General features: G+C 58.8%; 17 protein-coding genes. 6 read left to right on the top strand and 11 right to left on the bottom strand.

Features of this window, described 5'->3' with window-relative positions; all coding sequences use genetic code 11:
* Window positions 1–92: 92 nt before the first annotated feature.
* From DWB67_RS00335 to DWB67_RS00325, 3 genes are read left to right on the top strand one after another with little or no spacing between them, the layout of a single operon-like run.
* Window positions 93–467 carry an NADH:ubiquinone oxidoreductase subunit NDUFA12 gene (locus DWB67_RS00335; protein WP_119805524.1) on the top strand — a complete coding sequence of 125 codons (375 nt, stop codon included), beginning with the start codon at window positions 93–95 and terminating at the stop codon, window positions 465–467.
* The gene (mlaD, locus tag DWB67_RS00330) at window positions 445–942 is read left to right on the top strand and encodes an outer membrane lipid asymmetry maintenance protein MlaD (RefSeq protein WP_255418491.1); all 498 of its coding nucleotides are present in this window, start codon (window positions 445–447) and stop codon (window positions 940–942) included. Before DWB67_RS00335 ends, mlaD begins: the two co-directional genes overlap by 23 nt.
* Window positions 939–1,289, top strand: coding sequence for a DUF2155 domain-containing protein (locus DWB67_RS00325; RefSeq protein ID WP_119805522.1), 351 nt, complete (start codon window positions 939–941; stop codon window positions 1,287–1,289). Before mlaD ends, DWB67_RS00325 begins: the two co-directional genes overlap by 4 nt.
* Here DWB67_RS00325 and aat read toward each other — a convergent pair.
* The 6 genes from aat to hisA form a co-directional block, all read right to left on the bottom strand.
* Window positions 1,256–1,888: a leucyl/phenylalanyl-tRNA--protein transferase gene (gene aat / locus DWB67_RS00320; RefSeq protein ID WP_119805521.1), complete on the bottom strand. Its 633-nt coding sequence runs from the start codon at window positions 1,886–1,888 to the stop codon at window positions 1,256–1,258. The two genes, DWB67_RS00325 and aat, sit on opposite strands and share 34 nt — an antisense overlap.
* 4 nt (window positions 1,889–1,892) lie before the next feature.
* Complete coding sequence (gene accC, locus DWB67_RS00315; RefSeq protein WP_119805520.1) at window positions 1,893–3,239, bottom strand: acetyl-CoA carboxylase biotin carboxylase subunit; 1,347 nt, start codon at window positions 3,237–3,239, stop codon at window positions 1,893–1,895.
* Window positions 3,240–3,250: 11 nt separating this feature from the next.
* The gene (gene accB, locus DWB67_RS00310) at window positions 3,251–3,766 is read right to left on the bottom strand and encodes an acetyl-CoA carboxylase biotin carboxyl carrier protein (RefSeq protein WP_119805519.1); all 516 of its coding nucleotides are present in this window, start codon (window positions 3,764–3,766) and stop codon (window positions 3,251–3,253) included.
* A gap of 126 nt (window positions 3,767–3,892) precedes the next feature.
* A complete protein-coding gene (locus tag DWB67_RS00305; RefSeq protein WP_119805518.1) occupies window positions 3,893–4,210 on the bottom strand; it encodes a phosphoribosyl-ATP diphosphatase in 318 nt (105 codons plus the stop codon).
* Complete coding sequence (gene hisF, locus DWB67_RS00300) at window positions 4,207–4,968, bottom strand: imidazole glycerol phosphate synthase subunit HisF (protein ID WP_119805517.1); 762 nt, start codon at window positions 4,966–4,968, stop codon at window positions 4,207–4,209. Before hisF ends, DWB67_RS00305 begins: the two co-directional genes overlap by 4 nt.
* A gap of 82 nt (window positions 4,969–5,050) precedes the next feature.
* Window positions 5,051–5,767, bottom strand: coding sequence for a 1-(5-phosphoribosyl)-5-[(5-phosphoribosylamino)methylideneamino]imidazole-4-carboxamide isomerase (gene hisA / locus DWB67_RS00295; protein WP_119806116.1), 717 nt, complete (start codon window positions 5,765–5,767; stop codon window positions 5,051–5,053).
* A gap of 137 nt (window positions 5,768–5,904) precedes the next feature.
* Here hisA and DWB67_RS00290 point away from each other — a divergent pair, with 137 nt between their 5' ends.
* Window positions 5,905–6,297 carry a DUF2147 domain-containing protein gene (locus DWB67_RS00290; protein ID WP_119805516.1) on the top strand — a complete coding sequence of 131 codons (393 nt, stop codon included), beginning with the start codon at window positions 5,905–5,907 and terminating at the stop codon, window positions 6,295–6,297.
* A 3-nt stretch (window positions 6,298–6,300) separates the two neighbouring features.
* Here the strand turns inward: DWB67_RS00290 and DWB67_RS00285 are convergent, their stop codons facing one another.
* A complete protein-coding gene (locus DWB67_RS00285) occupies window positions 6,301–6,975 on the bottom strand; it encodes an ABC transporter ATP-binding protein (protein WP_119805515.1) in 675 nt (224 codons plus the stop codon).
* Window positions 6,972–8,366: a hypothetical protein gene (locus DWB67_RS00280; RefSeq protein WP_255418490.1), complete on the bottom strand. Its 1,395-nt coding sequence runs from the start codon at window positions 8,364–8,366 to the stop codon at window positions 6,972–6,974. Before DWB67_RS00280 ends, DWB67_RS00285 begins: the two co-directional genes overlap by 4 nt.
* A 129-nt stretch (window positions 8,367–8,495) precedes the next feature.
* On the opposite strand from DWB67_RS00280, the gene DWB67_RS00275 reads away from it, so the two are divergent.
* On the top strand, window positions 8,496–9,356 hold the full coding sequence (locus DWB67_RS00275; protein ID WP_119805514.1) for an ABC transporter permease: 861 nt from the start codon (window positions 8,496–8,498) through the stop codon (window positions 9,354–9,356).
* Here DWB67_RS00275 and choV read toward each other — a convergent pair.
* The 3 genes from choV to choX all read right to left on the bottom strand — a co-directional run bounded on the left by choV (window position 9,353) and on the right by choX (window position 12,220).
* Complete coding sequence (choV, locus tag DWB67_RS00270; protein WP_119805513.1) at window positions 9,353–10,369, bottom strand: choline ABC transporter ATP-binding protein; 1,017 nt, start codon at window positions 10,367–10,369, stop codon at window positions 9,353–9,355. The two genes, DWB67_RS00275 and choV, sit on opposite strands and share 4 nt — an antisense overlap.
* Window positions 10,366–11,214: a choline ABC transporter permease subunit gene (gene choW / locus DWB67_RS00265; protein ID WP_119805512.1), complete on the bottom strand. Its 849-nt coding sequence runs from the start codon at window positions 11,212–11,214 to the stop codon at window positions 10,366–10,368. Before choW ends, choV begins: the two co-directional genes overlap by 4 nt.
* A 64-nt stretch (window positions 11,215–11,278) precedes the next feature.
* Entirely contained in the window at window positions 11,279–12,220 is a 942-nt protein-coding gene (choX, locus tag DWB67_RS00260) for a choline ABC transporter substrate-binding protein (protein ID WP_119805511.1), read from the bottom strand.
* Between the two features lie 87 nt (window positions 12,221–12,307).
* On the opposite strand from choX, the gene betI reads away from it, so the two are divergent.
* On the top strand, window positions 12,308–12,874 hold the full coding sequence (betI, locus tag DWB67_RS00255; protein WP_119805510.1) for a transcriptional regulator BetI: 567 nt from the start codon (window positions 12,308–12,310) through the stop codon (window positions 12,872–12,874).
* Window positions 12,875–12,876 lie beyond the last annotated feature (2 nt).

The raw sequence follows: 12,876 nt of genomic DNA, 5'->3' as shown, positions 1-12,876 counted from the left end.
CCCGCCAGGATGCCATTCGGCATGCCAAGGCTGGACCTTGGTGGCCGGATGGGGCATATCGTCAAGTAATTCTGATCGGTGAGGTCCTATCGATGTCCTATCCATTGCGCTTTCTGACCTGGTGGAACAGCCAGACGCTTAACACCCAGTTCTGGACTTGGCGGAACGGTATCAAGGTCGGCGAAGACGGAAATGGCAACGTTTTCTATAAGTCGAAAGATAGCAAGCGTCGTTGGGTGATCTATAATGGCGAAGCCGAGGCAAGCCGGATCAGCCCCGATTGGCACGGTTGGCTGCACCACACATGGAACGAACCCCCGACCGAGGTCGCCGTTCCGACCCGCACTTGGTCCCAACCACATAAGCCGAATATGACAGGCACGACCGAAGCCTATGTGCCAGCCGGATCGATCAGCCGTGTGGCGCCCGTGTCGCGCAGCGATTATGACGCGTGGCAGCCTGAATAATATGCCGCAACCGGCGCATGAAGGACGGGCCGAACTGGTTGCAGGCGGTCTTGTTCTGGCTGTCGCCGCAGGCTTTCTGGCTTGGGCCGCGCAGGGGCAATGGTCTGGCGCGGCGGGTTATCAGGTGACAGCCTCGTTTCCCGATGTTGACGGCGTTACTGTCGGGACCGAGATCCGTCTTGCGGGTGTGAAGATAGGACGCGTCAGCGACATCCGCCTGAATCCGCAGACCTATCTTGCCGACGCCGTTTTCCAAATTCCCAATGATATCGTATTACCCGCTGACAGTGCGGCATTGATTCAGTCAGATGGCTTGCTGGGTGGATCGTATATCCAGCTACAACCCGGCGGCAGTATGGACAACCTTGAACCAGGCGACGAGATTGAGGATGTTCAAGGGGCTGTCAGTCTATTGCAACTGATGATGAAATTCGTCGACAGCCAATCCGCTGATGAGGCAGGAACAGCACCATGATCAAAGCCATTTTCTGCCTTGCACTGATGACAGCGCCTGTTATGGCGCAAGATACTCGCCAAGGCAGTGCTGCAATGCTTCGTGGTTTGGATAAGGTATCGGGTCGAACGACCGATCTGGTTGTTCCGGTAGGGGACGCCGTGAACTATGGCCGTCTGGAAGTTCGGGTTGGGGAATGCCGCTATCCGTCAAGCGACCCCAGCTCGGACGCTTTTGCACAACTGTCTGTCACCGACCTGCGCCAGAATACTACGGTTTTCAGCGGGTGGATGATTGCCAGCTCTCCGGCACTATCGGCGCTGGATGATGCGCGTTACGACGTTTGGGTTATGTCCTGCCAAAGCTGATCCGCGCTGACCAGCGGTGCAGCATTGAAATCTGCTGCCCGTTTCAGGGCTGACGACAGGTTTTCATGATAAGTCTCGCGATCAATCTCACTGCCGCCCATTCGCTTCAGATGTGGCGTCAGAAACTGCGTATCAAACAAGGTGAAACCGCATCGCTTGAGGTGGTTCGAGGCCCAAAGCAGGGCCATCTTGGACCCGTTGGTCCGGCCAGACACCATGGATTCACCGAAAAATGCCGCGCCTAATGTCACGCCGAAAATTGCACCAGCGAAAATTCCGCTATGGCGTATTTCGATCGCATGGGCATGTCCAGCACGGTGCAGTTTGTCATATAGATCCGCAAGCGGCGCATTGATCCATGTGGTGTCACGGTCGGCGCATATCGCGACCATCTGATGAAAATCGCTGTCCAGATGCGCGCTCCAACCGCCTTTGTGCAGATCGCGTAAAAGCGAACGCGACGCATGGACGCCGCCAATGGGCAAGATCCCCCGCAAAGGAGGATCGAACCAATACAGCCGGTCGTCATCGGCGCTTTCGGCCATCGGAAAGACGCCCCGCGCATAGCCGGTCAGCAATTGCGAGGGCGTCAGCACCATTGCCTCAGGCGTAATGTTTGGCCAGCCAGCGTTCCAGCCAGTGGATGGAATAATCGCCCGACAGGATATCGGGTTCTTCCAACAATGCGCTGAACAGCGGGACGGTCGTATCGACACCGTCGACAATCAGTTCACCCAAGGCGCGGGACAGACGGGCCAATGCCTCGTTCCGGTCGCGACCGTGGACGATCAGCTTGCCAATCAGACTGTCGTAATAGGGCGGAATCGAATACCCCTGATAGAGTGCTGAATCCATCCGCACACCCAGACCGCCGGGGGCGTGATACTGGGTGATTTTGCCGGGGCAGGGTGAAAAGCTTGGCACTTTTTCAGCATTGATCCGCACTTCGATCGAATGGCCGTTGATGGCCAGATCTTCCTGCTGGAATTCCATCGGCAGACCGGCAGCGACACGGATTTGCTGGCGCACCAGATCGACACCGAAAATCGCTTCAGTCACCGGATGTTCGACCTGAAGGCGGGTGTTCATCTCGATGAAATAGAACTCCCCGTCCTCGAACAGGAATTCAATCGTGCCGGCACCGGCATAGCCGATCTTGGCAACGGCATTGGCGCAAACCGCACCGATACGTTCGCGCTGTTCGGCGGTGATCGAGGGGCCGGGGGCTTCTTCCAGCACCTTCTGGTGGCGGCGTTGCAGCGAACAGTCGCGTTCACCCAAGTGCACCGCACGGCCTTTGCCGTCACCGAAAACCTGAATCTCGATGTGGCGGGGGCGTTGCAGGTATTTTTCGATATAGACGTCGGGGTTGCCAAAAGCGGCCTTTGCCTCGGAACGCGCGGTGCGGAAGGCGACTTCCAGACCGGTTTCGTTTTCGGCGACCTTCATACCACGACCGCCACCACCGGCTGTTGCCTTGATGATGACCGGATATCCGATTTCTGCGGCGACGCGCTTGGCCTCGTCGACGTCGTTCACGCCACCTTCACTGCCCGGAACGCAAGGCACGCCAAGCGCCTTCATCGTGTCCTTGGCGGTGATCTTGTCGCCCATAATGCGGATATGTTCGGCGCGGGGGCCGATAAAAGTGATGTCGTGATCTTCCAGCATCTGCACGAAACCGGCGTTTTCCGACAGGAAACCGTAACCGGGATGGATCGCCTGCGCGCCGGTGATTTCACAGGCCGAGATCAGCGCAGGCATCGACAGATAGCTGTTGGTCGAGGACGGCGGGCCGATGCAGACCGATTCGTCGGCCATGCGAACATGCATTGCGTCGGTATCGGCGGTGGAATGGACCGCAACCGAGGCGATGCCCATTTCTCGGCAGGCACGGATCACGCGCAGCGCGATCTCTCCTCGGTTGGCGATGAGAATCTTGTCGAACATGGGTGTTTGCCTCACTCGACGATCATCAGGGGCGCGCCGAATTCAACGGGGCTGCCGTCGTCGATCAGGATGCGCTTGACCGTTCCGGCGCGGGGCGACGGAATGTGGTTCATGGTTTTCATCGCTTCGACAATCATCAGCGTATCGCCTTCGGCGACGACCTGACCGACCTGAACAAAAGGCGCGGCGCCCGGTTCAGCCGACAGATAGGCCGTGCCAACCATGGGCGAGGTGACGATACCCGGCAGGCTGGCCGGATCTTCGTTGACCGCCGCTGGTGCTGCTTGCGGTGCAGCAAGGGCCGGAACGGGGGCGGCGGCGGGTGCTGCTGCGGCCTGCTGGGCTGCTGCGGCATAGACGACCTGCTTGCCCTGCTTGGTCAGGCTGACCGTCAGGCGGTCATGTTCGCCATAGTCACGCTTGACCGAGATTTCGTTCAATTCGCTATCGTTCAGCAGTTGGGCAAGCGACTTGATGAAAGCCACATCGCCTTCGTGGTGCTTGTCGTTGTTGGAATCGTTGCTCATGCCGTCCTCTGCCGTGTTTTGGTCAGGCCGCGTGTTGCGCGGCGATTGCTGGGCTTATAGCCCTTGTGGTTGGTCAAGGGGAAGGGTTTCAACCCCTTGGGGATCATTTGCGCGTGGTTTAACGCGTCATTTCTGCGTTCGCGCTGCCTTTTCGGTCAGGCCGGACACACCTTCGCGGCGCGCCAGCTCTGCCTCGACATCGGCCAACGAGACATCGCGGGCGGCCAACATCACAAACAGGTGAAAAATCACGTCTGCCGCTTCCGAGGTAAGGCGTTCGCGGTCGCCTTTTACAGCCTCGATAATCGCCTCGACCGATTCTTCGCCGAATTTCTCGGCGCATTTTTCGGGTCCTTTGGCCAGCAGTTTGGCGGTCCAGCTGCTCTCGGGATCAGCCGATTTACGCGATTCGATGGTGGCGGCAAGGCGCTGGATGGCGGTCATGTCAGCCTCATGGGAATACCGGCGGCGGCCATATGGGCCTTGGCCTCGGCGATGGTATAGGTGCCGAAATGGAAGATCGAGGCCGCAAGAACCGCGCTGGCGTGGCCTTCGGTGACTCCTTCGACCAGATGGTCCAGCGTGCCAACCCCGCCCGAGGCGATGACCGGCACATTGACCGCATCGGCAATCGCGCGGGTCAGGGGCAGGTTAAACCCCGACCGCGTACCGTCACGGTCCATGCTGGTCAGCAGGATTTCACCCGCGCCTTTGGATTCGACCAGACGGGCGAATTCCACCGCATCGATGCCGGTCGGTTTGCGGCCGCCGTGGGTGAAAATTTCCCAGCGGCCATCGGCAACGGTCTTCGCATCAATGGCCACGACAATGCACTGGCTGCCGAAACGGTCGGCGGCGGCAGCAACGACGTCAGGGTCGGCCACAGCGGCGGAATTGAAACTGACCTTATCGGCCCCCGCCAACAGCAGCGCGCGCACATCGTTATGGGTGCGAACCCCGCCACCGACGGTCAGTGGCACAAAGCATTGTTCGGCCGTTCGCGTGACCATATCGAACATGGTGCCACGGTTTTCATGGGTGGCATGGATGTCCAGAAAGCAGATTTCATCCGCACCGGCGGCATCATAGGCGCGTGCCGCCTCGACCGGATCGCCGGCGTCGATCAGATCGACAAAGTTGACGCCCTTGACGACGCGGCCATCGGCCACATCAAGACAGGGAATGATGCGCGTCTTCAGCATCGCGTGACCTTTCCAAAGCCGCATGACGCGGCGGCATTTTCCCAGCCTTCTAAAGCCAAATCGCCGCCACAGCCAGAGGGGGTTACTTCAACGCCGCCAGCGCCTGCGTCAGATCCAGCGCACCATCATAAAGCGCACGTCCCGAAATCGCGCCCGCAATGATATGCGTGTCTGCCAGCGCCTGTAGATCGGCCATCGACGACACCCCACCAGATGCGATGACGGGGATGTTCACGGCGCGAGCCAAAGCCTCGGTCGCTTGCACGTTGGGGCCGCCCATCGCACCGTCGCGGTCGATGTCGGTATAGATGATCGCGGCAACGCCTGCGTCCTGGAACTGGCGGGCCAGATCGGTGGCCATCACATCGGTTTCCGTCGCCCAGCCACGGGTGGCCACACGGCCGGCGCGTGCGTCGATGCCGACGGCGATACGACCCGGAAAGGCCATTGCCGCTTCGCGCACCAGATCGGGGTTTTCGACCGCGACTGTCCCAAGAATTACCCGCGTCAGCCCGCGCTCCAGCCAGCTTTCGATGGTGGCCATATCGCGGATGCCGCCGCCCAGCTGGGTGGGAATGTCGGTGGCGGCAATGATCGCCTCGACCGCGGCGGCATTGACGGGCTTACCTTCGAACGCGCCATTCAGATCGACCAGATGCAGCCATTCGGCACCGGCATCCTGAAACGCGCGGGCCTGTGCGGCAGGGTCGCTGCCGAACACCGTGGCGGCCTCCATATCGCCGCGCAGCAGGCGCACGCAATTTCCGTCTTTCAGGTCGATGGCGGGATAAAGGATCATGTCGCATGCCTCGCGCGGATTGGGTTGGCTGTTCTTTGCCACGGGCCGGTGCATGACGTAAAGGCCCCGACCTGACGTCATGCTTGCATGGTGCATGATCCGCCGATCATCATGACCCATCCTGAGGAGGAGAGATCATGCGTCATATTATTCTGGCAGCCGTTCTGGCGCTTGGCGCCACAGCCGCCACAGCCGCCACAGCAGACCCGATCGAGGGTCTGTGGCAAACCCAGCCCGATGAGGGGACCTTTGCCCATGTTGCCATCGCCCCCTGCGGGCTAGCCTATTGCGGCACCATTACCCGTGCGTTCAAAGGCACGCAGGAATATCAATCCCCCAATATCGGACGCCAGATCGTTATCGATATGGCACCCCAAGGGGGTGGCAAATATCAGGGGCAGGTGTGGCGTCCTTCGAACAACAAAATCTATGCGGGCAAGGCCACGGTGGCGGGGAACCAGCTAAGCCTGTCAGGATGCGTCGCAGGCGGGTTGCTTTGCAAAAGCCAGGCGTGGGTCAAGGTCCAATAGGGCCTAGGACTGCTGGTCCTGAATGCGCTGCATATTTTCCATATGCAGCGCAATTGCTTCTTCCAGATCATCCATATAGGTCAGCTTGCCATTATCAAGCACCGCGCCTGCATGGCAGGTCGCGCGCAGCATCCCCATCGAGTGGGACACAACCACTGCCCCTGACCGTGACATGCGTTCGTTGAAGACAAGGTTCGATTTCGCCTTGAAGGCGGCGTCACCCACGGCTGATACCTCGTCCACCAGATAGGTGTCGAAGGGGACGGCCATTGACAACCCGAAGGCCAGTCTGGATTTCATCCCCGAGGAATAGGTTCTGAACGGCAGATGGAAGTGTTCATCCAGTTCGGCAAAGTCTTCTACAAAGGCCAGTAACTCACGGGTGTTGACACCATAGACGCGGGCCACAAAGCGGCAGTTCTGTTCGCCCGTCAGTTCGCCGTTGAACGACCCCGAAAAACCGACCGGCCAGCTGATCGTGCCGGTGGACAGGATCTTGCCCGATGTGGGCAGCATCGCCCCCGAAATCATCCGCAACAGCGATGATTTTCCCGCACCGTTCCGGCCCAGCAGCGCAACCGATTTCCCCGAAGGAAAGGTCGCCGTAATATCATCCGCGACGATCTTACGGCGGCCGTTCAGGTTATAGGCCTTGCAGATATTCTGCAGATGAATCATCGGCGGTCGCGCAAGCTATAGAAGACAAGGCTGCCGATGACCCAGAGGACCGACAAAAAGCCGATAATCGTCAGCAGCAGCTTGGTGCGCTGCGGGAATTCAGCCTCTTGTGCCAAGGTCGGTCGGATATAGGCTGCCAGATAGCGGGACTGTCGCACAGCTTCGGCGCGGGCGCTTTCATAGGAGGCCAGTGCGGCGGTATAGCTGGTTTCAGCAAACTGGCGATCAACGGCCAGTACCTCGTATTGGCCGACCAGTTCGGACAAGGCGACATCCTCGCTGTCCGAGCCGAATTTTTCACGTTCGGCGTCGATCTGTTCGCGGATGATCTGGATACGCAGATCGGTCTGGCTGATGCGCGGATCATTGGACTGGGCATTGGCCTGAAGCATACCCAAAGACACCAGCTGTTCGGCCAGCTGCTGTTGCAACGATGTCACCACGCCGATCTGGCTTTGTACATCGGCAGTCGGATCAACCAGTTGATAGCGGTTGCGGAATTCGCTGACGTTCTGGCGCGCCTCGCGCAGCAGGGTTTGCGACCGTTCCAGCTCGCTTCGTGCATAGCGCAGCGCGTCTTCGCGGGCGATATCGTTCAATTCGTTGATCAGCGTGCCGCCTTCGTCAAGAATGGCCTTGGCAATATTCTGGGCATCAAGGGGATCGAAGGCCAGAATACGCAGGTCGATCATGCCGTTATCATAATAGATACGGACCTTGCTTTCCCATTCCTTAACCAGATCCTCTAACGCGTCACCACCGTGATAGCTGAAGATGGGATCGTCGGGGGCCTTGGACCAGATTTCGCGCAGGTCCAGATTTTCATTCACCCGTTCGACCAGATCGCGGCTCTGGATGAATTTATAGAGGATGTCGGTATCACTGGTCGAACTTGAGGTTGCCCCCACCAGTGATCCCAATCCACCCAGCACATCTGTCGTGCTGGACGTCGTTTCGCTGCGCACGGAAAACCCGACGAAGGAGGCATATTGATCCGCCGCACGGGTATAAAGATAGAACCCGCTTAGAAAAGACGGCAGGATCACGAACAGCACAAAGCTGATGACCATGCCGAAATGACGCTTTTCCAGCTTTGCGGGGCTGGCTGTCGGAAGAACCGGCTTTTGCATCGCGGTCTGCATGCGCTGCTTCATCGGACCACCCAGTTTACCGGGCCTTCCGTGCTTGGCAGGTCCGCCAGCGCGCATCATACCGCCAGGCTTGCCCTGGCCCATACGCCCTTGCCCCGGTTTGGGACCGGGTTTCCGGTTGGGACCGTTCACGGCTGGCGATGGGGATTTGGATTGGCCTTGCGCCGGCTTTTCGTCCGGACCGGATGTCTGGTTGTCCCGTGGGATGGTCATTTCCGGTTTATCGTCTTGGGCGGACATGCGCTTACCCCGCCTGTCTTGTTGAAGTCTTCGCTGCTCTCATACATAAGCGAAAGGAACAGTTCCAGCACTGATCCTCTTGAGGATCGTGATCAGCAAAAAGCGCTATGGCGCGGATCCATGTCCCACATGTCCCAGATTTCCAAACCACTGTCCGGTCGTCCATCGCTGCCGCAGCACAATCGCCTGCAAAATACAGGCGTCTTGAAAGAAGTGCGCCAGCATCGCAGCTTTGCCAGCCTGCGTGCCATCGGTGCGCTGGTTCTGCGTGAAATGCAGACAAGCCACGGTCGCGCCTCGGGGGGGTATTTCTGGTCCATCGCCGAGCCTGTCGGTGGCATTGTTCTGCTGACGCTGATCTTTTCCGTAGGCTTCAGAACGCCCCCGATCGGCACCAGTTTCGCGATGTTCTATGCCACAGGGATCGTACCTTTCATGGCCTACCTGAGTGTATCTGGAAAGGTCGCAAGCTCGATCCGGTATTCGAAGTCCCTGCTGGCCTATCCTGCTGTGACATTCATGGATGCGCTGCTGGCACGCATTGCGTTCAACACAATCACCCAGCTTATGGTCGCATTCCTGATCTTTGGCGGCATTTACGGGGCGATGGAAACAAGGACCAGCCCGCAGATTGATCAGGTTGCCTTGGGGATGTTGATGGCACTGACATTCGCCTCGGCCGTCGGTGTCATGAACTGCTTCATGATCGAGGCGTTTTCATGGTGGTCGCCGCTTTGGGGTATTTTTATGCGCCCGCTGTTCTTGATGTCCTGTATTTTCTTTATGTTCGACAATGTTCCCCAGCCTTATCAGGACTGGCTGTGGTGGAACCCGTTGATCCATATTGTCGGGCAGATGAGGTCAGCTTTCTATCCCAGCTATAGCGGGGATTACGTCAGCTATGTCTATCTGTTCGGGGTCAGCTTGGGGCTTTTTGCTTTCGGTCTGGCGCTACTAAGCCGCTATCACCGCGACCTGCAGAACAGTTAAGGCGCGCCGCGCGGGTCGATCAGGCGCGCCAGTACTGCTTTTCGGGTAATGCGGCCGCCGCCGATTACGGGGATGGCCGCATCTTCGGACAGGCGGTCCATGACCATTTTGACCGGCATATCACGGCGGATGGGTTCGCCGTCCGCCGCGCCATCCTCGACCACATCTTCGGCTGTCAGAACGGCCAGCGGGTTCATGTGGCTGACAAAATCGGCGACATAATCGCTGACCGGATTGGCGATAATCTGACGTGCAGTGCCGATCTGGACAATGCGGCCACCTTCCATCAGGGCAATCCGGTTGCCCAGCTTGAAAGCCTCGTCCAGATCATGGCTGACAAAGATAATGGTGCGCTGTGTTCTGGCCTGTAATTCCAGCAATTCATCCTGAAGGCGGGCGCGGATCAGCGGGTCAAGCGCGCTGAAAGGTTCATCCATCAACAGAATCGGTGCCTCGGTGGCGAAGGCACGGGCCAGCCCGACACGTTGTTGCATGCCCCCCGACAGATCGCCCACCTTGCGGTCGGCCCATTCGTCCAGACCGACAGTTTTCAGCTGCATATCGACACGTTTGCGCCGGTCTGCGGTCGATACGCCCGCCAGTTCCAGCCCCAGACCGACATTTTCGCGCACGGTGCGCCACGGCAGCAGGCCGAACTGCTGGAAAACCATTGCGACATTCCGCAGACGGATATCACGCAAAGACCGTTTGCCCGCACCTGTGACGCTGACCATCCTGTCGCCCTGCCGTATCCGGACATCGCCACGACAAACATGGTTCAATGCGTTCACGCCGCGCAGAAGCGTCGATTTTCCTGATCCCGACAGGCCCATCAGGACCAGAATTTCACCCTCGGGGACGTTCAGGGAACAGTTATGGACACCCAGAACCTGACCGGTTTCATCCTTGATAGGGCTGCGATCCAGCCCTTCGTCCATCAATGGCAGGGCGGTTTCGGGGGCATCGCCGAAGACAATGCAGACATCTTCGAATTCGACAGCATTGCGGATCATTTCCGGCCCTCCATCCGCAGCATCCGGTCCAGAAGGATGGCCACGACCACAATCACGATACCCGATTCGAAACCAAGCGAGGTGTTGACGCTGTTCAGCGCCCGAACGACGGGCACGCCAAGGCCCGATGCGCCGACAAGTGCCGCGATAACCACCATCGACAAGGACAGCATGATGGTCTGGTTCAAACCCGCCATGATCTGGGGCAGGGCACTTGGCAATTCCACCTTCCACAGCAATTGGCGTGGGGTGGCGCCGAAGGCGGTCGCAGCCTCGACCAATGCAGAGGGCGTGGATGCGATGCCCAGTTGCGTCAGGCGAATCGGGGCAGGCAATACAAAGATCACGGTGGCCAGCAGGCCGGGAACCATACCGATGCCGAAAAATACGATGGCGGGGATCAGATAGACAAAGGTTGGAAGGGTTTGCATCAGGTCCAGCACAGGCCGCATCCACGCGTAAAGCCGCGGATGGTGGGCTGCTGCAATGCCGATGGGCACGCCTATGGCCATACAGACGATGCAGGCCGATAAAACCAGCGTCAGCGATTGTAGGGTTTCATCCCAATATCCCTGATTCAGCACGAACAGCAGCCCCACAGCCATCAGCAAGCAGGGACCAAGCCGCCGTTGCAGCCCCCAAGTCAGGGCAACCGCAAGGGTGATGAACACGAACGGGTGCGGTGCCTCCAGCGCGGTCAGGATGGCGTCGATCAGCGCGTCCATGACATCCGAGATGGTGTTGAAAACCCCTGCGCCATGAGTGTTCAGCCAGTCAAAGATGACCTTGGCCGTTTTTCCCACAGGGATCTTATTGCCCGTGACCCAATCGGTCAGCTGTTCCATTCTGGTCCCCTTGTCTGGCCGCCCGTCTTGCGGCGCGGACCCGACTGGGCCCGCGCCCTTTTTATCAGCCTTCCAGCGCCGCAGTCAGGGCCGCATGCGGATCATTGCCATCAATTGTTGTTACACCGTCCAGCCACGGGGTGGCTGCGTCGGGATTGGCCGTCAACCATTCCTTGGCTGCTTGCGACGGGTCTTCGCCGTCATTCAGGATCTTGCCCATAATCTCGTTTTCCATGGCAAGGGTGAATTCCAGATTCTGTAACAGCTTGCCGACATTCGGACATTCCTGAACATAGCCGGCGCGGGTGTTCGTTCGCACCTCGGCACCGCCCAGATCGGGGCCGAAGATATCATCCCCGCCAGTCAGATAGGTCATCTGCATCTGCGCGTTCATGGGGTGGGGTTCCCAGCCCAGAAAGACAATGGGATCGCCACTGTTGCTGGCCCGCTGCGCCTGCGCCAGCATGCCCTGTTCGCTGGATTCGACTACTTCGAATGTGCCCATGCCGAACTGGTCGTTCGCCACCATCTCCAGCAACAGACGGTTGCCGTCATTGCCCGGTTCGATGCCATAGATCTTGCCGTCAAGGTCCTCTTTATGTTCGGCAATCTTGCTGAAGTCGGTAATACCCAGATCGGCACCGGCCTTATTGGTGGCCAGCGTGTATTTCGCGCCGGTCAGATTGGTACGGACGGTATCGACGGTGCCTTCGTCACGATAGGGGGCAATATCGGCCTCCATCGTGGGCATCCAGTTGCCAAGGAAGACATCGACGTCATCGGTCGACATTGCGGTATAGGTGACGGGCACCGACAGGATGCGCGTTTCGGTGTCATAGCCAAGCGCCTGCAGAACCGTGCTGGTCAGGGCGGTGGTGGCAGTGATGTCCGACCAACCCACGTCCGAAAATACAACCTTGCTGCATTCTGCGGGTTCGGCGGCACCGGCGGCCCCGGCGATAGTGGCCCCAAGCGCGAATGTTGCGGCGAAACGGAGAAGGGTCATAACAGGCTTCCTGTTCTTGATTGGCTGATCAATTAAAGATAGGCTGGGCAGAGAAAGCAACCGATTTTTCCCGATGCAGGTACAGACATGCCCAAACTTGGCGCCGAGCCTATCCGAAAAGCAGCGCTAATCAACGCGACGATTTTCGAGGTCGGGAACGCAGGATCCCTTGATGTGACCGTGGCCCAGATCGCCCGTCGCGCGGGTATGTCACCTGCCTTGGCGCATCACTATTTCGGGTCCAAGGACCAGATGTTCCTGTCTGCTATGCGTTATATCCTAAGGACTTATGGTCAATCGGTGCATGACGGCTTGCCCGGCACCGGTCCGCGCGGGCGTCTGGATGCCATCATCAAAGCCAGCTTTGCCCCGCAGAACTTCCAGCGCGAAACGGTCAGTGCGTGGCTTAACTTTTACGCACTTTCTTTTGTCAGCAAGGACGCCGCCCGCCTGTTGCAAGTCTATCACCGTCGTCTGCAGTCAAACCTGATCGTGGCATTGCGCGGGCTGACCGACCGGCCGGAACGAGTGGCCGAAACCTTGGGCGCATTGATCGACGGGGTCTATCTGCGGACCGTTCTGACCCAAGGCCCCATCGATGCCGCTGCCGCCCAAAGCATCATCACGACCTATCTTGAGGAGGCGCTGGCATGAGC

The organism is Paracoccus sp. JM45, assembly GCF_003590715.1.
Lineage (GTDB): Bacteria > Pseudomonadota > Alphaproteobacteria > Rhodobacterales > Rhodobacteraceae > Paracoccus.
This window is presented reverse-complemented; position numbering and strand designations above follow the sequence as displayed.

Bases quoted from the DNA above. Each gene is read 5' to 3' on its own strand.
- DWB67_RS00335 (WP_119805524.1), top strand. From the start codon at position 93: ATGTCCTATCCATTGCGCTTTCTGACCTGGTGGAACAGCCAGACGCTT.
- mlaD (WP_255418491.1), top strand. From the start codon at position 445: ATGACGCGTGGCAGCCTGAATAATATGCCGCAACCGGCGCATGAAGGA.
- DWB67_RS00325 (WP_119805522.1), top strand. From the start codon at position 939: ATGATCAAAGCCATTTTCTGCCTTGCACTGATGACAGCGCCTGTTATG.
- aat (WP_119805521.1), bottom strand. From the start codon at position 1,888: ATGGTGCTGACGCCCTCGCAATTGCTGACCGGCTATGCGCGGGGCGTC.
- accC (WP_119805520.1), bottom strand. From the start codon at position 3,239: ATGTTCGACAAGATTCTCATCGCCAACCGAGGAGAGATCGCGCTGCGC.
- accB (WP_119805519.1), bottom strand. From the start codon at position 3,766: ATGAGCAACGATTCCAACAACGACAAGCACCACGAAGGCGATGTGGCT.
- DWB67_RS00305 (WP_119805518.1), bottom strand. From the start codon at position 4,210: ATGACCGCCATCCAGCGCCTTGCCGCCACCATCGAATCGCGTAAATCG.
- hisF (WP_119805517.1), bottom strand. From the start codon at position 4,968: ATGCTGAAGACGCGCATCATTCCCTGTCTTGATGTGGCCGATGGCCGC.
- hisA (WP_119806116.1), bottom strand. From the start codon at position 5,767: ATGATCCTTTATCCCGCCATCGACCTGAAAGACGGAAATTGCGTGCGC.
- DWB67_RS00290 (WP_119805516.1), top strand. From the start codon at position 5,905: ATGCGTCATATTATTCTGGCAGCCGTTCTGGCGCTTGGCGCCACAGCC.
- DWB67_RS00285 (WP_119805515.1), bottom strand. From the start codon at position 6,975: ATGATTCATCTGCAGAATATCTGCAAGGCCTATAACCTGAACGGCCGC.
- DWB67_RS00280 (WP_255418490.1), bottom strand. From the start codon at position 8,366: ATGTCCGCCCAAGACGATAAACCGGAAATGACCATCCCACGGGACAAC.
- DWB67_RS00275 (WP_119805514.1), top strand. From the start codon at position 8,496: ATGTCCCAGATTTCCAAACCACTGTCCGGTCGTCCATCGCTGCCGCAG.
- choV (WP_119805513.1), bottom strand. From the start codon at position 10,369: ATGATCCGCAATGCTGTCGAATTCGAAGATGTCTGCATTGTCTTCGGC.
- choW (WP_119805512.1), bottom strand. From the start codon at position 11,214: ATGGAACAGCTGACCGATTGGGTCACGGGCAATAAGATCCCTGTGGGA.
- choX (WP_119805511.1), bottom strand. From the start codon at position 12,220: ATGACCCTTCTCCGTTTCGCCGCAACATTCGCGCTTGGGGCCACTATC.
- betI (WP_119805510.1), top strand. From the start codon at position 12,308: ATGCCCAAACTTGGCGCCGAGCCTATCCGAAAAGCAGCGCTAATCAAC.